General features: G+C 72.2%; 16 protein-coding genes. 5 read left to right on the plus strand and 11 right to left on the minus strand.

Annotated features, from left to right (window positions below; translation table 11 throughout):
• Positions 1-74: 74 nt before the first annotated feature.
• The 6 genes from OG552_RS05725 to OG552_RS05750 all read right to left on the minus strand — a co-directional run bounded on the left by OG552_RS05725 (position 75) and on the right by OG552_RS05750 (position 6,986).
• Positions 75-938 carry a shikimate dehydrogenase gene (locus OG552_RS05725; RefSeq protein WP_329130102.1) on the minus strand — a complete coding sequence of 288 codons (864 nt, stop codon included), beginning with the start codon at positions 936-938 and terminating at the stop codon, positions 75-77.
• Entirely contained in the window at positions 935-2,791 is a 1,857-nt protein-coding gene (gene mltG, locus OG552_RS05730) for an endolytic transglycosylase MltG (protein WP_329130103.1), read from the minus strand. The genes OG552_RS05725 and mltG overlap by 4 nt, the downstream gene beginning before the upstream one ends.
• 102 nt (positions 2,792-2,893) lie before the next feature.
• Positions 2,894-3,358, minus strand: coding sequence for a Holliday junction resolvase RuvX (ruvX, locus tag OG552_RS05735; RefSeq protein ID WP_329140565.1), 465 nt, complete (start codon positions 3,356-3,358; stop codon positions 2,894-2,896).
• A 130-nt stretch (positions 3,359-3,488) separates the two neighbouring features.
• Positions 3,489-6,158, minus strand: a complete 2,670-nt coding sequence (gene alaS / locus OG552_RS05740; RefSeq protein WP_329130104.1) for an alanine--tRNA ligase — start codon at positions 6,156-6,158, stop codon at positions 3,489-3,491.
• On the minus strand, positions 6,158-6,535 hold the full coding sequence (locus tag OG552_RS05745; protein WP_329130105.1) for a DUF6167 family protein: 378 nt from the start codon (positions 6,533-6,535) through the stop codon (positions 6,158-6,160). The genes alaS and OG552_RS05745 overlap by 1 nt, the downstream gene beginning before the upstream one ends.
• A 13-nt stretch (positions 6,536-6,548) precedes the next feature.
• Positions 6,549-6,986, minus strand: coding sequence for a DUF948 domain-containing protein (locus OG552_RS05750; RefSeq protein ID WP_329130106.1), 438 nt, complete (start codon positions 6,984-6,986; stop codon positions 6,549-6,551).
• A gap of 228 nt (positions 6,987-7,214) precedes the next feature.
• Between OG552_RS05750 and OG552_RS05755 the strand changes: the two genes are divergently transcribed.
• Positions 7,215-9,356, plus strand: coding sequence for an ATP-binding protein (locus OG552_RS05755; protein ID WP_329130107.1), 2,142 nt, complete (start codon positions 7,215-7,217; stop codon positions 9,354-9,356).
• A 305-nt stretch (positions 9,357-9,661) separates the two neighbouring features.
• On the opposite strand, the gene rpsD is transcribed toward OG552_RS05755, so the two are convergent.
• On the minus strand, positions 9,662-10,276 hold the full coding sequence (rpsD, locus tag OG552_RS05760; protein WP_329130108.1) for a 30S ribosomal protein S4: 615 nt from the start codon (positions 10,274-10,276) through the stop codon (positions 9,662-9,664).
• Between the two features lie 76 nt (positions 10,277-10,352).
• Between rpsD and OG552_RS05765 the strand changes: the two genes are divergently transcribed.
• Positions 10,353-11,135, plus strand: coding sequence for a DUF2470 domain-containing protein (locus OG552_RS05765; RefSeq protein ID WP_329130109.1), 783 nt, complete (start codon positions 10,353-10,355; stop codon positions 11,133-11,135).
• Positions 11,136-11,172: 37 nt separating this feature from the next.
• On the opposite strand, the gene OG552_RS05770 is transcribed toward OG552_RS05765, so the two are convergent.
• Positions 11,173-12,528: a replication-associated recombination protein A gene (locus tag OG552_RS05770; protein ID WP_329130110.1), complete on the minus strand. Its 1,356-nt coding sequence runs from the start codon at positions 12,526-12,528 to the stop codon at positions 11,173-11,175.
• A gap of 145 nt (positions 12,529-12,673) precedes the next feature.
• Here OG552_RS05770 and OG552_RS05775 point away from each other — a divergent pair, with 145 nt between their 5' ends.
• Positions 12,674-14,032: a glutamine synthetase family protein gene (locus tag OG552_RS05775; protein WP_329130111.1), complete on the plus strand. Its 1,359-nt coding sequence runs from the start codon at positions 12,674-12,676 to the stop codon at positions 14,030-14,032.
• Positions 14,033-14,101: 69 nt separating this feature from the next.
• Here OG552_RS05775 and OG552_RS05780 read toward each other — a convergent pair whose 3' ends face one another.
• From OG552_RS05780 to OG552_RS05790, 3 genes are all read right to left on the minus strand, one after another.
• Positions 14,102-14,758, minus strand: coding sequence for a vitamin K epoxide reductase family protein (locus OG552_RS05780; protein ID WP_329130112.1), 657 nt, complete (start codon positions 14,756-14,758; stop codon positions 14,102-14,104).
• A 116-nt stretch (positions 14,759-14,874) separates the two neighbouring features.
• Positions 14,875-16,137, minus strand: a complete 1,263-nt coding sequence (gene hisS, locus OG552_RS05785; RefSeq protein ID WP_329130113.1) for a histidine--tRNA ligase — start codon at positions 16,135-16,137, stop codon at positions 14,875-14,877.
• 11 nt (positions 16,138-16,148) lie between these two features.
• Entirely contained in the window at positions 16,149-16,859 is a 711-nt protein-coding gene (locus OG552_RS05790; RefSeq protein WP_329130114.1) for an MBL fold metallo-hydrolase, read from the minus strand.
• Positions 16,860-17,222: 363 nt separating this feature from the next.
• Between OG552_RS05790 and OG552_RS05795 the strand changes: the two genes are divergently transcribed.
• Positions 17,223-18,071: a peptidylprolyl isomerase gene (locus tag OG552_RS05795; RefSeq protein WP_329130115.1), complete on the plus strand. Its 849-nt coding sequence runs from the start codon at positions 17,223-17,225 to the stop codon at positions 18,069-18,071.
• Between the two features lie 267 nt (positions 18,072-18,338).
• Positions 18,339-19,568, plus strand: a complete 1,230-nt coding sequence (locus tag OG552_RS05800) for a DUF349 domain-containing protein (RefSeq protein ID WP_329130116.1) — start codon at positions 18,339-18,341, stop codon at positions 19,566-19,568.
• The last annotated feature ends 20 nt before the right edge of the window (positions 19,569-19,588 follow it).

The following is a 19,588-nucleotide window of genomic DNA, read 5'->3' on the forward strand; positions in this document are numbered from 1 at the left end:
CGGTGCTCCCCCGATCCTCCCACGCCGCCCGCCCGGGCCCGGACGCCCGTCCAGCAGACGGACCGCGGCGCCCGCTACGCCCGCGGGCCGTGCCCGGCGGCCCCGGCCCCGCCGGCCGCCACGCGCGCCTCGCCCGCGGCGCGCATGGCGGCCAGCGGGGCCGGGGCGCGGCCGGTGTGCTGTTCGACCTGGAGGACGGCCTGGTGGACCAGGAGGTCGAGGCCGCCGATGACGGCGCCGCCGCGGGCCGACCAGGCGGCGGCCAGGGCGGTCGGCCAGGGGTCGTAGAGCACGTCGAAGAGGGCGCCGGGCCGGGGCGGTACGGCGGCGGCCAGGTGGTCGGCCGCGCCGGCCGGGGTGGTGGCGATCACCAGGGGCTCGGTGAGCGCCGCGGCGGCGCCGGCCCAGTCGGCGGTGCGGACCTCGACACCCAGCCGCTCGCCCCACTGGCGCATCTCGGCGGCGCGGGCCGGGCCGCGGACATAGGCGGTCACCTCGCCGGTGCACACCCGGGCGAGGGCGGCCAGCGCGGAGGAGGCGGTGGCGCCGGCGCCGAGGACGGCGGCGGACGGCACCGAGGTGACACCGCGTTCGCGCAGGGCGGCGAGCATCCCGGGGATGTCGGTGTTGTCGCCCCGGCGGCGGCCGTCGGCACCGAACACCACGGTGTTGACGGCTTCCACGCCGGCCGCGGTGTCGCTGATCTCGTCCAGCAGCGGGATGACGGCCCGCTTCAGCGGCATGGTGAGCGACAGCCCGGCCCACTCGGCCGGGTCGAGCTTGTCCATGAAGCCGGGCAGCGCGGCCTCGTCCACCTCGAACCGGTCGTACCGCCACCCGTCGAGCCCCAGGGCTGCGTAGGCGGCGCGGTGCAGCACCGGGGACAGGGAGTGCGCGATGGGTGACCCGAGCACGGCGGCGCGACGGGCTGCCGTCATCCGCCGTGCGCCTTCTGGTAGGCGTTGAAGTCCGCCACGTTCTTCTGGTGCTCCGCGTAGCTGGCGGTGAACCGGGTGTCGCCGGGCTTGACGGTGACGAAGTAGAGCCAATCGCCGTCGGCCGGGTTCATGGCCGCCTGGATCGCCGCGTGGCCGGGGTTGTCGATCGGGCCGGGCGGCAGGCCCTTGTGGACGTAGGTGTTGTACGGCGACGCGAACTGGGTGTCCTTGTTGCTGGTGTTCAGCGTGGACCGGCCCATGGCGTAGTTGATGGTGGAGTCGAACTGGAGGGTCATGCCCTGGTCGAGACGGTTGTAGATGACCTGCGACACCTTGCCGAAGTCGTCGGCCTCCTGTGCCTCGGCCTGCACCAGGCTGGCGATCTTGACGAGATCCAGCGGTGACTTCCCCGCCTTCGTGGCGGCGTCCTCCAGACCGTCCTCGGTGTACTCGGCCTTCGCCTGGTTGATCATCTGCTTGACGAGGTTCACGGGCTTCGTGGTCTTGGCGACGCTGTACTTCGCCGGGAAGAGGAAGCCTTCGACCGACCCCTTCGCCCACGTCGGGAGTCCCAGGTCCGCTCCCTTGACCTCGGCCGCCGTGGTGCCTTCCTTGAGGCCGAGCTTGGTGTCTATGGCCGCGTACACCCGGGTGGCGCGCCAGCCCTCGGGGATGATCAGCGCGTTCTGCGACTTCGGGTCGAGCATCATGGTGACCGCGGCGGAGGCCGGCATCCTGCCCTTGAGGACGTACACGCCCGCCTGGATGGTGCGGCTCTTGGAGTTCTTGTTCGCCGCCGAGACGAAGGCGTCCACGCTCTTCACGACGCCGGCCTCCTTGAGGATGTTCCCCATGGTGGTGGCCGAGGCGCCCTTGGGGATGGTCACCTGGACGTCGCCGGTGCCGGTCCCCGAGTAGTCAGGGGCCGGGCCGAAGTGGCTCTCGTAGAAGCTGTGGCCGAAGTAGGCGGCGCCGCCGAGACCGCCGACCAGGACCACCATGACCACCAGGCAGGCGCAGCCGCTGCGGCGCTTCTTGCCCTCCTTGGGCTGCGACGTGCCGGACCGCCGGCCGCCGGCCGCCGGGGTGGAGGGGCTGTCGTCCTCGTCGTCCTCGTCGTGGTCGGCGAAGAAGGCGTGCTCGCGCGGGTCGGCGCCCTCCTCCTCGGCGTCCCACTCGCCGGCGCCGGGCGGAGTGCCGCGCAGGGGACGGGCGCCGGGCTCCTGCGGGTGGCCCTGCTGCTGACCCGGCTGCCGGGCCTGCTGCGGCTGACCCGGGCCGGGCTGCTGCTGCCCGGGCAGGGGTTGCCCCTGGCCCGGCATGGGGCGGCCCTGTCCCTGGCCCGGCATCTGCTGGCCGGGCATGGGCTGCCCCGGCATGGGCTGCTGTCCCGGCTGCTGGTACTGCGGCTGCTGCGGCGGCGGGTAGCCGTTCTGCCCGTAGAAGTCCGGCCGCCCGTACGGGTCCTGCGGCGGCTGCTGCCCGCCGTAAGGGTCCTGATGACCGTAGGTTCCGGTCTGGTGGGAGCCGGTGTCGTACGGGTCGTAGTTCGCCTGCTGCGGGTATCCCTGCTGGGGGTACTGCGGCTGCTGGGGCTGGGGTTGCTGAGGTTGCTGGCCCTGCGGGTACTGCTGGGACTGGGGCTGCTGCGGATACTGCTGCTGGGGGTACCCCTGCTGCGGGTACTGAGGGTGCTGACCGGTTGCGTACGGGTCCTGCCAGCTGCCGTCCGGCTGCTGCTGAGGGTGCTGCGGCTGCTGCTGATAGCCGTGGCCCTGGTCGTACACATCACCGAAGAGCGGGTCCTCGGGGTGCCACGGTTCGGAGCCGGAGCCCCGGCCATAGTCAGTCATCGATCCCCTTGGTACGCGGTCGGCAACGGGCCTGCCGACCCTGCGAAACGGGCGGCACCCGAAGGCGCCGCCGAGTCGCTGCGGAACGTTACCGTATCGCGATCAGATGACTACTTCGACGCTCTCCCCCGGAGCTTTACCAGACGCCCGTTCGGACTCCAGGGCGCTTTGCAGAATAATGACCGCGGCGGCCTGATCGATTACGGAGCGTCCCTTTTTCGCCGTCACCCCGGACGCACGCAAGCCCTGCGCCGCGGTGACCGTCGTCATCCGCTCGTCCACCAGGCGCACGGCCACGGGTGCGATGACTTTCGCCACACTCTGCGCGAAAGCACGGGCCTTGGCGGCGGCCGGGCCCTCGGTGCCGTTGAGGGACCGGGGCAGGCCGATCACCACCTCGATCGGCTCGTACTCGGCGACGATCGCGGCGAGCCTGCGCAGCGCCGCGGGCACGTCCCGGCCGGGCACCGTCTCGACCGGGGTGGCGAGGATCCCGTCGGGGTCGCAGGACGCGACCCCGATCCTGGCGTCCCCGACGTCCACCGCGATCCGGCGGCCACGCCGGATCGCCGGCCGGCCCGCCGCCGGTCCGCCGGGTCCCGGGCCGCCGTCCGGTTGATCCGGCTGATCCGGCCGGTCCTGCGGCTCCCGTCGCTCCGGCTGCTCGGGCCGGCGGTACTTGTCGGTCACGCAGGCGTCACGCCTTCTCGGCGACGAGCCGGCGCACGGCCTCGATCGCGTCCGGTACGGCCGCCGGGTTCTGCCCGCCGCCCTGCGCGACGTCGTCCTTGCCGCCGCCTCCGCCACCGAGTGTCTTGGCGGCGGTACGGACCAGCTCGCCGGCCTTGACGCCGCGCTCACGGGCGGCCTCATTGGTGGCGATGACGGTCAGCGGGCGGCCGTTGGCCACCGTGAAGAGGGCGACCACGGCCGGACGCCCCCCGGTGATGCGCTGCCGGACGTCCAGCACCAGCCGGCGCAGGTCGTCGGCCCCGGTGCCGTCCGGCACCGTCGCGGTGACCACGGCGACGCCCTTGACGTCCTCGGCGCCCCCGGCGAGACCGGCGGCGGCCTGGAGCACCTTCTCGGCACGGAACCGGTCGATCTCCTTCTCCGCCTCCTTGAGCTTGGCGAGCATGCCGGAGATCTTGTCGGGCAGCTCCTCCGGGCGGCCCTTGACCAGCTCGGTGAGCTGGGCGACCACGGTGTGCTCCCGGGCCAGGAAGTTGTACGCGTCCACCCCGACCAGCGCCTCGACGCGGCGGACCCCGGAGCCGATCGAGGACTCGCCGAGCAGCTTCACCAGGCCGAGCTGGGCGGTGTTCTGGACGTGCGTGCCGCCGCAGAGTTCCTTGGAGAAGTCCCCGATGGTGACGACCCGGACGTGCTCGCCGTACTTCTCGCCGAACTCGGCAATGGCGCCCTGCTTCCTGGCCTCGGCGATCGGCATCACCTCGGCGGTGACGTCGAGTTCGCGGGCCAGCACCTCGTTGATCTTCTGCTCGACGTCGGTGAGCACCCCGCCGGGTACGGCGGCCGGGGAGCCGAAGTCGAAGCGGAAACGGCCGGGTGAGTTCTCCGAGCCGGCCTGGGCGGCGGTGGGGCCGAGCGCGTCGCGCAGCGCCTGGTGGGTGAGGTGGGTGGCGCTGTGCGCGCGGGCGATGGCCCGGCGGCGCACCAGGTCGATCTGGGCGTGCGCCGCCGCGCCCACGGTGACCTCGCCGACCTGGACGACACCCTTGTGCACGCTGACGCCGGGCACCGGCTGCTGGACGTCGCGGACCTCGACCACGGCGCCGGAGTCCAGCCGGATCCGGCCGGTGTCGGCGAGCTGGCCGCCGCCTTCCGCGTAGAAGGGGGTGCGGTCGAGCACGACCTCGACCTCGTCGCCCTCGGTGGCCGCGGGCGACGGCAGACCGTCGACCAGCAGGCCGACGACGGTGGCCTCGTTGTGGTCGTGGAGGTAGCCGGTGAACTCGGTGCCGCCGGCCCGGTCGGCGACCTCGCGGTAGGCCGACAGGTCGGCGTGGCCGGTCTTCTTGGCCCGGGCGTCGGCCTTGGCCCGCTCCCGCTGCTCCTTCATCAGCCGCCGGAAGCCCTCCTCGTCCACGGACAGGCCCTGTTCCGAGGCCATCTCCAAGGTGAGGTCGATCGGGAAGCCCCAGGTGTCGTGGAGCAGGAACGCCTGGTCGCCGGAGAGGACGCTGCCACCGCCGGCCTTGGTCTCGCTGACCGCGGTGTCCAGGATGTTGGTGCCGGCCCGCAGCGTCTTGAGGAAGGCGGCCTCCTCGGCGAGCGCCACCGCCTCGATCCGCTTGCGCTCGGTGAGCAGCTCCGGGTACTGCTCGCCCATGGTGGTGAGCACCACGTCGACGAGTTCGGCGGCGACCGCCTCGTGCGCGCCGAGCAGCCGCATGTTGCGGATGGCGCGGCGCATGATCCGGCGCAGGACGTAGCCGCGGCCCTCGTTGCCGGGGGTGACGCCGTCGCCGATGAGCATCATCGAGGTGCGCATGTGGTCGGCGACGACCCGCAGCGCGACATCGGTGTCGTGGGCGCGGCCGTAGGGCACGCCGGTGAGTTCGGTGGCCTTGTCGATGACGACGCGCAGGGTGTCGGTCTCGTACATGTTCTGCACGCCCTGCAGGATCATCGCCAGGCGTTCCAGACCGAGGCCGGTGTCGATGTTCTTGGCGGGCAGGTCGCCGAGGATCGGGAAGTCGTTCTTGCCCTCGCCGGCGCCGCGCACGTACTGCATGAAGACCAGGTTCCAGATCTCCACGTACCGCTCGTCGTTGACCGCCGGGCCGCCCTCCTCGCCGAACTCGGGGCCGCGGTCGTAGTTGATCTCGGAGCAGGGGCCGCAGGGGCCGGGGACGCCCATGGACCAGAAGTTGGAGTCCATGCCGAGCCGCTGGATGCGCTCGGCGGGCACGCCGACGACATCGCGCCAGATGGCCTCGGCCTCGTCGTCCTGCTCGTAGACGGTGATCCACAGGCGGTCGCCTTCGAGGCCGTACCCGCCCTTGTCCTGGGGCGTGGTGAGCAGCTCCCAGGCGTACGTGATGGCGTCTTCCTTGAAGTAGTCGCCGAAGGAGAAGTTGCCGCACATCTGGAAGAAGGTGCCGTGCCGGGTGGTCTTGCCGACCTCTTCGATGTCCGGGGTACGCACGCACTTCTGGACGCTGGTGGCACGCGCGAAGGGGGGCTTGACCTCGCCGAGGAAGTACGGCTTGAAGGGCACCATGCCGGCCGGGACGAGCAGCAGCGTCGGGTCGTCGGCGATGAGGGACGCCGACGGCACGACGGTGTGCCCGCGCTCCTCGAAGAAGCGCAGCCAGCGGCGGCGGATTTCTGCCGACTCCATCAGTGTTCGTCCTTCCGGTTTCCGTACGCGTCGTACGCCTCGTGCGACGCGTCGTGTGCGATGCCCCGGCGCGGTGCCGGGAAGTCGGTGTCCTGGGCGGGCAGTACCGCGGGCCGGTCCTTGCGGGCGGTCAGGCCCGGTGTCTCGGACGTGCCGTGCAGGCCGAGGGCGTCGTGGAGTTCGCCTTCACGCTGGGCCATGCCGGCCCGTACGTCGTGGGCGAACAGCCGCAGCCGGGCGCCGGTCTCCAGCGCGCGGTCGGCGGCGGTGGCGGCGAGGCTGTCCGGGCTGAGCCGGCGCAGCGCCCGCTTGACCTTGACGGTGGCCCAGACGCCGGTGGCGGCGCCGGTGAAGAACCAGAACAGGCGGCGAAACATGGATTCTCAGCCCTCAGTCCTCGGTGCGGTTGCGGCGGCGGCCACGCCGGGCCGCGGGCACCACCTTGCCCTTGACGGTCCTCACCCTGGCCCGGCCGGCGTCGCCGGTCTGCAGCCCGACCGCGCGCCGCACTCCGTAACCGAAGGCGGCGACCTTCACCAGCGGGCCGCCGAACGCCGACGCGACGGTGGAGGAGAGCGCGGAGGCGTTGGCGGTGACCTCGGCGACGTCGGAGGTGATGGTGTCGACCCTGTCGAGCTGGGTGTGCGCGGTGCGCAGCGCGTCGGACGCCTCGCCGAGCAGCGGTACGGCCTGCTCGGTGATCCCGGCGACCAGCTCGGTGGTGCGCTTGAGGGTCTGGGCGAGCCGGAAGAGCGCCACGGCGAGGAAGGACACCAGGATCGCCCAGAAGACCGCCACGATGAGGCCGGCCACCTCTCCACCGGACACGCTGCCGCTCTCCTGCCTGTCAGCCCTGACTCGCTCGTACGCCGCCACTGTGCCCATCACAGCGATGGGACTGCCGAGCCTATCGCGCCGCGCCTGGCCGGCCCTACCGCGCGGGTGCGTGGCGGCGGCCCGCCGGGCGGCGGCCGGCAGCCGATCCCTTATCAGATCGGTGAAAGGTTGGAGACATGATTGTACGTTCCGCGTTTGCACCAGTACGCTCCGTGCACCATGGGTACGCCGCGCAACCTCCCGGCCGAACTGACCGGCTTCGTCGGCCGTGACGATGAACTGGCCGAGTTGTCGGGGCTGTTGGCGCGCGAGCGACTGGTCACGGTGACCGGCACCGGCGGGGTGGGCAAGACCCGGCTGGCGCTGCGCGCGGCCGGGCAGTCGCAGGACCGTTTCCGCGACGGGGTCTGGCTGGTCGAGCTGTCGGGGACACGGGACGGCCGGGACAGCGAGCTGCTCGACCGTACGGTGGCGGACGCGCTGCGGCTGCCGGACCACACCACCAGGCCGCCCCGGCTGGCGCTGGCCGAGCATCTGGCCGACCGCGAACTGCTGCTGGTCCTGGACGGCTTCGACCTGCTGCACAGCCGGACGGCGGCCCTGGTGGCCGAATTGCTGCGCCGGGCGCCCGCGTTACGGGTGCTGACGGCCGCCCGCCGGCCGCTGGGCATCACCGGGGAGCGGCTGCTGACGCTGGAACCGCTGCCGGTGGCCGGGGACGCGGTGCGGCTCTTCGCCGAGCGGGCGGCGGCGGTGCTGCCGGGCTTCGCGGTCACCGAGGAGAACGCGGCCGCGGTCGCCGAGCTGTGTGCCCGGCTGGACGGGCTGCCGCTCGCCCTGGAGCTGGCCGCGGTGCGGCTGCGCGCGCTGTCGGTGGAGCAGTTGCTCGACCGGCTCGACGACCGTTTCCGGCTGCTGACCGGCGGCGACCCCGGCGCGGAGCCCCGGCACCGGGCGCTGCGCACCACCATCGGCTGGAGCCATGAGCTGTGCACACCCGCCCAACGGCTGCTGTGGGCACGGCTGTCGGTGTTCACCGGCCGGTTCGACCTGGACGCGGTGGAGTACGTGTGCGGCGGCCCGGAACTGGCCGAAGAAGGCGTGGTGGAGACGGTCGCGGCACTGGTCGAGCGGTCGGTGCTGAGCCGGGAGGAGGGCCCGGACGGGCAGGTGCGGTACCGGATGCTGGAGAGCGTGCGCGAGTACGCGGCCGGCTGGCTGACCGTGCTCGGCGACGAGACCCGGATGCGGCGCAGGCACCGTGACTGGTACCTCGGGCTGGCCACCTGGTGCGAGCTGGAGTGGTTCAGCCCGCGGCAGGCGGAGGTGGCCGCCCGGGTGGCGGCGGATCTGCCGAATCTGCGGCTGGCCCTGGAGTTCAGTCTGGACGGGACGGCGGGCGAGCCGGCCGAGGACCCGGCGGTCGGCCAGTACCTGGCGGCCACCTTGTGGTTCTGCTGGGTCGGCTGCGGGCGCCTGGGCGAGGGCCGGCACTGGCTGGAGCGGGCGATGGAGCTCTCCGGGGCGCCGAGCGGGCCGCGGGCCAAGGTGATGTGGGTGTACGGGTATGTGGCGCTGCTCCAGGGCGACTCCGCGGCGGCGCTGGCGGCGCTCCAGGAGTGCCGGGCCGAGGCGGAGGCGACCGGGAACGCGGCGGCCGAGGCGTACGCCGTGCACCGGCTGGGCTGCCTGGCGCTGGTCTCGGACGACATGCCGCGCGCCGAGCACTTCATCGGGGACGCGCTGCGGCGCTACCGGCGGATCGGCGAGCTGAACAGCAATGTGCTGATGGGGCAGGTCGAGCTGGCGATGGCAGTGGCCTTCCAGGGCGATGTGCCGCACGCGGTGCGGCTCGCCCAGGAGGTCAGGGAGATCTGCCGGGACCACGGGGAGCGCTGGACGCTGGCCTACGCGCTCTATGTGCTGGCGTACGCGGCCTGGCTGGCCGGTGAGCCGGAGCGGGCCCGGCGGCTGGCCGAGGAGTCGCTCGCGATCGACCACGCCTTCCACGATCTGGTGGGGGCGGTGCTGGCGCTGGAACTGCTGGCGCTGATCACCGAGGGCGAGGGGGCGCCGCACGAGGCGGCGGTGCTCCAGGGCGCGGCGGGCCGGCTGTGGGAGTCGGTGGGCCTGCGGCTCTTCGGCTCGCGGTACTTCAACGCGCCGCACCTGATCTGCGAGCGGCGACTGCGGGAGGTACTGGGTGAGCCGGCGTACGCGGCGGCGCTGGCGGAAGGGGGGCGGTTGACTCTCGACCAGGCGGTACGGCGGGCGTTGGACCGCCCCGGCCCACCGCCCTCCCTCCCCCGCGACCGGCCCCCCACCGCGGCCCCCTCCCGGACCAGCCCCCTCCCCCTCTAGGGGCGCGAGGAACGGCGCGAGCAACCCACCACCGGCCGGTGGTCCGGAAACGACAGCGACTGCCCTACCCGGCCGGTGACGGGGTGCGGCCCCGTCGTGGCCGGCCGCAGTTCCTCCCCCAGACTCCGTCCGGGGGTACCCCCAGCGCCCTAGCGGGGACCCGTGCCCCGAAGGGGCGCGAGGAACGGCGCGAGCAACCGGCCACCGGCCGGTGGTCCGGACACGAGAGCAACTGCCCTACCCGGCCGGTGACGGGGTGCGGCCCCGTCGTGGCCGGCCGCCGTTCCCCGCGCCCCCCGGAGGGATCAGCGGGCGTAGTACTCGACGACGAGCTGCTCGTCGCAGATGACCGGGATCTCCTTGCGGTTCGGGTCGCGGTCGAGCCGGAACGCCAGCGCCTGCAGGTTGACCTGAAGGTAGCGCGGGGTCTCGCCGTCACCGGCCCAGCCGCCCTCGCGGGCGACCGCGAACGGCGTCTTCTCCCGGGACCGCTCGCGGACCTGGACGACGTCCTCGGGGCGCACCCGGAAGGACGGCTTGTCGACCTTGCGGCCGTTCACCTCGATGTGGCCGTGCACCACCATCTGCCGGGACTGGTAGATCGTGCGGGCAAGACCCGAGCGCAGCACCAGCGCGTCCAGCCGCCGCTCCAGCTCGATGATCAGCGCCTCGCCGGTGCGCTGCCCCGCGACCTTCCTGGCCCGGTCGTAGGCGCGCTGCATCTGACGCTCACTGATGTCGTACTGCGCGCGCAGCCGCTGCTTCTCCAGCAGCCGGGTCTTGTAGTCGCTGTTCTGCTTGCGACCACGACCGTGCTCACCCGGCGGGTACGGGCGTGCCTCGAAGTACTTGACCGCCTTCGGGGTGAGCGCGATGCCCAGCGCCCGGGACTTCTTGACCTTGGGACGCGACTGATTCACGTGCGTTGAACCTCCGTGTAAATTAGGTAAGGCTTACCTTAACTGAGGAGTGCGCATGATTCGACCCGGGAACCCCATGCCTGACCTGAGCAACGAGTCAGAGCACAGTCAGCCGCGTCCCGTAGAGGAGGAGGAAGCGCCCCGGCAGCCAACGGCCGCCGAACGCGCACGCACTCTCGTCGAGGGTAACCCGTCACTCGCCCTGACCATTCCGGGCCTCGGCGTCTCCCCCGAAGACCCGATGACCCCGATGACCCCGCTGCGGCACTCGGTGGGCCCGGACGGCGACCTGTTTCTGCTCGTCCCTCGGCACGCGCCCGCCGCCCGCGCGGTGCTGGACGCCGGCGACGAAGAGGTGACCGCTGTGCTGGAGATCACCGATGTGGCCCCGGTCGCGGTGCCGCACCGGATCCGCGGCCGGGCCTGGATCGCGGGCTGGCTGACCCCGGTGCCGTGCGGCGCCTTCGAGGCCGGCGCCCAGTTGCTGCGGCTGGAGCCCGGCGAGATCACGGTGGACGATCTGTGGGGCGCCGGGCTGGTGGAGCCGGACGAGTTCGCCGCGGCCGAGGCCGATCCGCTGCGCGGCTGCGAGGCGGAGGTGCTCCAGCACCTGGCCGCCGCCCACCAGGAGGAGGTCGGACTGCTCTGCGGTCTGATCGCCTCCCCGGACGGCGGATGCGGGCCCCGGGCGGCCGCCGCCGCGGTGCCGCTGGCGCTGGACCGGTTCGGGCTGCGGGTGCGCTTCACCGCCGACGACGGGGTCTTCGACGCGCGCTTCGACTTCCCCGAGCCGGCCGGCGGCCTGGAGGACGCCCAGCGTTCGATGCGGGCGCTGTTCGCCGCCGCCCGCGAGGAGTGACCCCGGGCCGGCGGGACCGGCGGAGCCGTCGCCGCCCTCAGTCCCCGCGGCCTGCCAGCCGCTCCCTGACCCGCTCCAGCACGTCGTAGTAGCGCGCCTCGGCTCCGTACCGGGTCGGCTCGTAGTAGCGGGTGCCGAGCAGTTCCGCGGGGAGGTACGTCTGGGCCGCGATGGCGCCCGGCACATCGTGCGGGTAGACGTACCCCTGGGCGTGGCCGAGCTTCGCCGCGCCCTTGTAGTGCCCGTCCCGCAGGTGCGGCGGCACCGGTCCCGCCTTGCCGGCCCGTACGTCCGCAAGCGCCGCGCCGATCGCGGTGGTCGCCGCGTTGGACTTCGCGGCGAGCGCCAGCGCGATCGTGGCGTGGCTGAGGATCAGCGACGCCTCGGGGAAGCCGATCATGGCCACCGCCTGCGCCGCGGCGACCGCGGTCGGCAGCGCGGTGGGGTCGGCGAGGCCGATGTCCTCGCTCGCCGAGATCATCAGCCGGCGGGCGATGAAGCGCGGGTCCTCGCCCGCGTCGATCATCCGGGCCAGGTAGTGCAGGGCCGCGTCCACATCGGACCCGCGGATGGACTTGATCAGCGCGCTGGCCACGTCGTAGTGCTGGTCGCCGTCCCGGTCGTAGGTCACCGCGGCCCGGTCGACCGACTCCTCCAGGGTGGCCAGGGTGATGGTGTCCTCGCCCTTGGCGATGGCGGAACCGGCGCCCGCCTCCAGCGCGGTCAGCGCCCGGCGGGCATCGCCGCCGGCGATCCGCAGCAGATGCGCCTCGGCGTCCTCGGGCAGCGTGATCGCGCCGCCGAATCCGCGCTCCTCGGTCAGCGCCCGGTGCAGGACGTCCCGCAGGTCGTCGTCGGTGAGCGGCTCCAGGGTGAGCAGCAGCGAGCGGGACAGCAGCGGGGAGATCACCGAGAAGTACGGGTTCTCGGTGGTGGCCGCGATCAGGGTCACCCAGCGGTTCTCCACCGCGGGCAGCAGGGAGTCCTGCTGGGCCTTGCTGAAGCGGTGGATCTCGTCCAGGAAGAGCACGGTCTCACGCTGATAGCCGCCGGACTGGCGCTTGGCGCTCTCGATGACCGCGCGGACCTCCTTGACCCCCGCGGTAATCGCGGACAGTTCCACGAAACGCTTGTTGGTGGCCTTGCTGACCACGTACGCGAGGGTGGTCTTGCCGGTGCCGGGCGGACCCCACAAGATCACCGAGGACGACCCGGCCGGGCCGCCGCCGCCCTCGCCGACCAGCCGGCGCAGCGGTGAGCCCTGGCGCAGCAGGTGCTTCTGGCCCACCACCTCGTCGATGGTGCGCGGACGCATCCGTACGGCGAGCGGGCTGCTGCTGGGGTCGCGCTCCTGGCGGTCCTCGACGGCCGCGGTGAACAGATCTGGCTCCACGCACTTCAGCCTAGGTCACCGGTCCGACATCCCGGTCCTGCGGCCGTCAGGGCGCCTCGTTCCCTCGGCGGGGCGAAACCCCTAGGTTGGGTGGCCCGTGCCACGAGAGGGGAACCCCTTGCCCGTAGAGCGCCGAGATTCCGCAGTGTCCCGGGAGCCCGCACTGTCCGCCGAAGAACTGCGCCTGCTGGTGACGGCCGGCGAGATCCACACCGTGGTGCTGGCCTTCACCGACATGCAGGGCCGCCTGCAGGGCAAACGGTTCGCCGCCCCGTTCTTCCTCGACGAGGTGCTGCCCCACGGCTCGGAGGGCTGCAACTACCTGCTGGCCGTCGACGTCGAGATGGGCACGGTCGACGGGTACGCGATGTCGTCCTGGGAGCGCGGCTACGGGGACTTCGCGATGCGGCCGGACCTGGCGACGCTGCGCCGCATCCCGTGGGAGGACGGCACCGCGCTGGTGCTGGCCGATCTGACCTGGCACGACGGCTCCCCGGTGGTCGCCTCGCCGCGGCAGATCCTGCGCGGCCAGCTGGACCGGCTCGCCGCCCGCGGCTGGCAGGCGTACGCCGGGACCGAGCTGGAGTTCCTGGTCTTCAAGAACACCTACGAGCAGGCGTGGGACGCCGGCTACCGGGGACTGACCCCGGCCAACCGCTACAACGCCGACTACTCGCTGCTCGCCACCTCCCGGGTGGAGCCGCTGCTGCGCCGGCTGCGCAACGACATGGCCGGCGCCGGTCTGGTCCCGGAGTCGGCCAAGGGCGAGTGCAACCTCGGCCAGCACGAGGTGGTCTTCCGCTACGACGAGGCGCTGACCACCTGCGACCAGCACAGCGTCTACAAGACCGGCGCCAAGGAGATCGCCGCCCAGGAGGGCCTGGCGCTCACCTTCATGGCGAAGTACGACGAGCGGGAGGGCAACTCCTGCCACATCCACCTGTCGCTGCGGGACGCCGGCGGCCGGCCGGTGCTGGCGGACGCGGAAGGCGGGATGTCGAAGGTGATGCGCCACTTCCTGGCCGGCCAGCTGGCGGCCCTGCGTGACCTCAGCCTGCTCTTCGCGCCGAACATCAACTCGTACAAGCGCTACCGGGACGGTTCCTTCGCCCCGACCGCGGTCGCCTGGGGCAATGACAACCGCACCTGCGCGTTCCGGGTGGTCGGGCACGGGGCCTCACTGCGGCTGGAGAACCGGGTGCCCGGCGGCGATGTGAACCCCTACCTCGCGCTGGCCGCGATGGTCGCGGCCGGCCTGCACGGCGTGGAGCAGGAGCTGGAACTGCCCGAGCCGTGTGCCGGCAACGCCTACACCGCCGGCTATCCGCGGGTGCCGGGTTCGCTGCGGGACGCGGCGGCGCTCTGGTCGGACAGCGCACTGGCGGCGGCGGCCTTCGGCCCCGAGGTGGTGGCCCACTACGCGAACATGGCCCGGGTCGAGCTGGAGCAGTTCGACACGGCCGTCACCGACTGGGAGCGGTTCCGGTCCTTCGAGCGCATGTGAGTCCGCGGTCGGACCCCGTGCGAGCCCGCCGGGGCCGGGGGCGGATGAGAGCCGCCGGGGCCCGGCGGCTCAGACCAGCGTCTGCCAGTACGCCCACCAGCGGGTCAGGATCAGCGTGGCGATGATGCCGTACCAGAGCACCGGCACGACCCAGTGGAACTCCAGCACCAGCGAGCGGGCCGCCCGCGGGATGCGGATGATGTCGTGCTTGACGTTGTGCACGAACGTGTACCAGAAGGTGGCGATGGTGACGACCCAGGCCAGGCTGCACCACAGGCAGAGCGAGCCGATGCTGTAGAGCGACTGGTACTGGAGCCAGGAGACGAAGACCACACCGAACAGGCCGCCGGCCTGGAGGCCGAGCCAGAACCAGGGGCGGAACCGGGCACCGGCGAGGACGCCCATGGCGATGCAGATCATCACGGGGTACGCGGCCAGCCCGATGATCGGGTTCGGGAAGCCGAAGGCGTGCGCCTGGTCGCTCTGCATGATGTTGCTGCAGGAGATGATCGGGTTCAGGCTGCACGCGGGGGTGTACGTCTTGCCGTCGACCTTGGCCTGCAGCAGCTTGAACTTGTCGTCCGTGATGACGAAGGACGCGAGCAGGCCGAGTGCTCCGCAGATGAGCAGCAGCCAGGTGAACGCTCGTCCCGCGGCGATGCCGTCGGCAGGACGCTGGTCCGGTTCGCCGCCGGTACGCGTCTCATCAAGAGCGGAAGTCGTCATGGTCGCCGATCTCTACTAGGGCCGTGGGGCGGGCACCCCTCATTGTGCACCAGGGTGGTGAGGACGGAATAAGTCCCGGCCACCCCGGTGCCACGGATGAGGGAATGCCGAGGAGATCAGGCCAGACGTTCCTTGACCGTGGTGACGACCTCATCGAGCGCCACCGGCCCCTGCTCGCCGGTCTCCAGGTCCTTCAGCTGCACGACCCCCTCGGCCAGGTCCCGCTCACCGGCGACCAGCGCGAAGCGGGCGCCGGACCGGTTGGCCGATTTCATCGCGTTCTTCAGGCCCTTGCCGCCGAAGGCGAAGTCCGCCGCGACCCCGGCCCTGCGCAGCGCGGTGACCGCGGTGAACAGCGCCCGCCTGGCCTCCTCGCCGAGCGGTACCGCGTAGACGTCGGTGACCGCGGGAAGTGCCAGTTCGACACCCTCCGCCTGGAGCGCGAGCACGGTGCGGTCCACGCCAAGCGCCCAGCCGACCGAGGGCAGTGACGGGCCGCCGATCATCTCGGAGAGGCCGTCGTACCGGCCGCCGCCGCCGACCGCGGACTGCGAGCCGAGCCCGTCGTGCACGAACTCGAAGGTGGTCCGGGTGTAGTAGTCCAGGCCGCGCACCAGCCGCGGGTCGTCCTCGTAGGCGACGCCGGCCTCGGTCAGCAGTTCGCGTACCTGCTCGTGGTACGCCTTGCACGCCTCGCACAGGTGATCACTGATGAGCGGGGCGCCGGCGAGTTGACGCTGGACGGACTCACGCTTGTCGTCCAGCACACGCAGCGGGTTGATCTCGATCCGCTTGCGGGTGTCCTCGTCGAGGTCGAGCCGTCGCAGGTACTCCTGGAGGGCGGCGCGGTAGGCCGGCCGGCACTCCTTGTCGCCGAGCGAGTTGAGCAGCAGCCGGAAGTTCCGCAGGCCCAGCGAGCGGTAGGCGTCCACCGCCAGGATGATCAGCTCGGCATCGAGCACCGGGTCCTCGGCGCCGATCGCCTCGGCGCCGACCTGGGAGAAGTGCCGGTAGCGGCCGGCCTGCGGGCGCTCGTAGCGGTAGTAGGAGCCGGAGTACCAGAGCTTGACCGGCAGGTTGCCGGTCTTGTGCAGATTGGCCTGCAGGGCCGCCCGCAGCACCGAGGCGGTGCCTTCGGGGCGCAGGGCCAGCTCGGTGCCGCCCTTGGTGGTGAGGGTGAACATCTCCTTGGTGACGATGTCGGTGGACTCGCCGACACCGCGGGAGAAGAGTTCGACGTTCTCGAATCCGGGGGTCTCGACATAGCCGTAGCCCGCCCGGCGGGCGGGTGCGGCGATCGCCTCGCGCACCGCGAGGTACGTCGCGGAGGCGGGCGGCAGCAGATCGTAGGTGCCCTTGGGGGCCTGGAACGTGGTCACAGCGTGGGTCGTCACAATCCTCGTCGCGGAGCCGGGTCGCCGGCGCCGTGGCCGCGGGCCGCCTCGCCCAGGTAGGGGTTGGTGGCACGCTCGCGGCCGATGGTCGTCTGGGGGCCGTGGCCGGAGAGCACCACGGTCGAGTCGTCGAGCGGCAGGCACACCCGGGCCAGCGACTCGTGGAGCTCGGCCGTGGAGCCGCCGGGCAGGTCGGTGCGTCCGACGGAGCCGGCGAAGAGCAGGTCACCGGAGAAGAGCACCGACGGGATGCCGGCGGTCTCGGGCAGCCTGAACGTCACCGACCCCCTGGTATGGCCGGGCGCGTGCGCGACGGAGAACTCCAGGCCGGCCAGCGGCAGGCCGGCGCCGTCGGTCAGTTCCCTGAGGTCGTCCGGCTCGCCGACGGTCAGCTCGCCCAGCAGCTGCGCGCCGAACGCGCGGCCGAGCGCCTTCTCCGGGTCGCTGAGCATGAAGCGGTCCTCGGGGTGGATCCAGGCCGGAATGCCCCGCGCCCCGCAGACCGGTACGACGGAGGCGACATGGTCGATGTGACCGTGGCTGAGGATGACGGCGACAGGCTTGAGCCGGTGCTTGGCGAGTGTGTCCTCGACGCCCTGGGCCGCGAGGTGGCCCGGGTCGATGATCACGCACTCCTCACCGGCGGCGGGGGCGACCACGTAGCAGTTGGTGCCCCAGGCCCCGGCGGGGAACCCGGCAATGAGCACGTTCGTCCTTCTGTCGTCCGGCGCGGTGATCAAGTGCCGCGATCAGGGCTTGCGATCAGGTGCGGTGATCGGGTGCGGATCGCGGGAGGCCGCCGATTCACAGCTCGGTGGTGCACGATCCGTTCCACGAGCCTACCGGCGACCCCATGACGGCCGCGAACTCGTATGGTGCCCGCATCGGCAGGTCCGCCGGCCGGCAGGGGGACTGGACTGCGCGCTTGCGGACCGCGAGGATCTGCGGCACGCGGCACAGACGTCCCGTGCGCGAGCAGGTACAACAGCAGATGGCGCAGACAGCCCCAGACAGCGGGCAGACGGCGTGCTCGACCGAGCACACACGAGACTAACGACGGAGACGGCGAAGTGGTCACCAAGGACCAGCGGCGGCGGCAGCTCGCCCGGGAGAAGTTCGAGCGTCAGCAGCAGCGCAGGGTGCAGTTGCGGCAGAAGTCGCGGATCCGCAATGCGATCATCGCCGCGGTTGCCGTGGTCGTCATCGCCGGTGTCGGCGGTGCCTGGATCGGCGGCGCCTTCGACAGCGACGGCAAGAAGACCGACGCGGCCGCGAAGGCCGCGACGCCGTCGGCCTCCGCGCCCGCCACCACCGCCGCGCCGGTCAAGGACCCGTGCAGCAAGCCGGCCGCCGGTTCGCCGGGCAAGCAGCAGTGGAAGACCGCGCCGGCGCTGTCGATCGACAAGAGCGCGAAGTACACCTTCACCCTGCAGACCACCTGCGGCAGCATCCCGATCGCGCTGAACGCGGCGAAGGCCCCGCAGACCACCAACTCCTTCGACTTCCTGGCCGGCAAGGGCTACTTCGACCACACCAAGTGCCACCGGCTCACCACGACCGGCATCTACGTGCTGCAGTGCGGTGACCCGACCGGCCAGGGCAGCGGCGGCCCGGGGTACACCATCCCGGACGAGAACCTGACCGGACTCGGCAAGGCCGGCGCCGACGGCAGCGTGAACTACAAGGCGGGCACCGTGGCGATGGCCAACACCGGCCAGCCGCACACCGGCGGCAGCCAGTTCTTCCTGGTCTACAAGGACAGCCCGCTGCCGCCGAGCTACACCCCGTTCGGCACGATCAGCCCGGACGGCCTGAAGGTGCTCGCCAAGATCGCCGGCGCCGGTGAGAACTCCGGCCAGGGCGACGGTGCGCCGAACGCCACCGTGGTGATCAACAAGGCCACCGTCACCAAGTCCTGATCCCGGCCCGCAGCCGGAAGCCGGAGACCGGCCCCCAGCGGGGGCCGGTCTCCGGCTTCCGGGCGGCTCCGGGCACGGGTTCGGGTAAGGGTTCGAGACCTGATCGGTATCTGAATCACCATCGGGCCCGCACCGGATGCGGACAGCCGGGCCGCCGGTCGCCTATGTTGGCGTTGGATCGGTCAGGGCGTGCGGCCCGGCCGGAGAAATACTGTGGACGATGCCCGCCGGTGTCATGCGGTGGGGGCATCACGTGGAGGAGGCGCTGTGAGCAGCGACCCGTGGGGCCGCGTCGACGAGACGGGGACCGTGTACGTGCGTACGGCCGAGGGGGAGAAAGAGGTCGGTTCGTGGCAGGCGGGCTCCCCCCAGGAGGCCCTCGCCTACTTCGAGCGCAAGTACGAGGGGCTCGTCGTGGAGATCGGCCTCCTGGAACGGCGGGTGCGGACCACCGACATCGCCCCGAAGGACGCCCTGGCCGCGATCGAGCACCTGCGGGCCGCGGTGGCCGAGGCGCACGCGGTGGGCGACCTGGAGGCGCTGGCCACGCGCCTGGACGCCCTGGTCGCCCTGGTGGACTCCCGGCGGGAGGAACGCCGGGTCGCCAAGGCGAAGCAGAACGAGGAGGCCAAGGCCGCCAAGGAGCAACTGGTCACCGAGGCCGAGCAGTTGGCCGAGAGCGAGCAGTGGCGTACGGCGGGCGAGCGGCTGCGCGCGCTGGTGGACACCTGGAAGGCGCTGCCCCGGCTCGACCGGCGGGCGGACGACGAGCTGTGGCACCGGTTCAGCCACGCGCGGTCGGTGTTCTCCAAGCGCCGCAAGGCGCACTTCGCGTCGCTGGACGCCCAGCGCGAGGAGGCCAGGCGGACCAAGGAGAAGCTGGTCACCGAGGCGCAGGCGCTGTCGGACTCGACGGACTGGGGGCCGACGGCGGCCCGCTACCGCGAGCTGATGGCGGAGTGGAAGGCCGCGGGCCGCGCCCAGCGCGAGGCCGAGGACGACCTGTGGAACCGCTTCCGCGGCGCCCAGGACGTCTTCTTCGCCGCCCGCTCCGAGGTCTTCGCCGAGCGCGACAGCAGCGAGCGCGACAACCTCGCGCTCAAGGAGGAGCTGGTCACCGAGGCGGAGAAACTGCTGCCGGTGACGGACCTGAAGGCGGCCAGGGCCGCGTTCCGCTCGCTCAACGAGCGGTGGGAGGCCATCGGCCATGTGCCGCGGGACGCCCGGCCGCGCATCGAGGCCCGGATGCACACCGTCGAGCGTGCGCTGGCCGAGACCGAGGAAGCCGAGTGGCGGCGCACCAACCCGGAGGTACGGGCGCGGGCGGCCGGCCTGACCGGACAGCTCCAGGCGGCGGTCGACAAGCTCCGGGCGCAGATCGAGGCGGCGCGGGCCGCGGGGAACACCGCGAAGGCCGACAAGCTCCAGGCGGAGCTGGACGGCCGGCAGGCGCTGCTGGACTCGGCGCTGAAGGGCATGCAGGAGTTCGGCGGCTGAGTACGGCGCACGGCTGAGGG

This window comes from Streptomyces sp. NBC_01476 (assembly GCF_036227265.1).
Taxonomy (GTDB): Bacteria; Actinomycetota; Actinomycetes; order Streptomycetales; family Streptomycetaceae; genus Actinacidiphila.

Bases quoted from the DNA above. Each gene is read 5' to 3' on its own strand.
- OG552_RS05725 (WP_329130102.1), bottom strand. From the start codon at position 938: ATGACGGCAGCCCGTCGCGCCGCCGTGCTCGGGTCACCCATCGCGCAC.
- mltG (WP_329130103.1), bottom strand. From the start codon at position 2,791: ATGACTGACTATGGCCGGGGCTCCGGCTCCGAACCGTGGCACCCCGAG.
- alaS (WP_329130104.1), bottom strand. From the start codon at position 6,158: ATGGAGTCGGCAGAAATCCGCCGCCGCTGGCTGCGCTTCTTCGAGGAG.
- OG552_RS05745 (WP_329130105.1), bottom strand. From the start codon at position 6,535: ATGTTTCGCCGCCTGTTCTGGTTCTTCACCGGCGCCGCCACCGGCGTC.
- OG552_RS05755 (WP_329130107.1), top strand. From the start codon at position 7,215: ATGGGTACGCCGCGCAACCTCCCGGCCGAACTGACCGGCTTCGTCGGC.
- OG552_RS05765 (WP_329130109.1), top strand. From the start codon at position 10,353: ATGCCTGACCTGAGCAACGAGTCAGAGCACAGTCAGCCGCGTCCCGTA.
- OG552_RS05780 (WP_329130112.1), bottom strand. From the start codon at position 14,758: ATGACGACTTCCGCTCTTGATGAGACGCGTACCGGCGGCGAACCGGAC.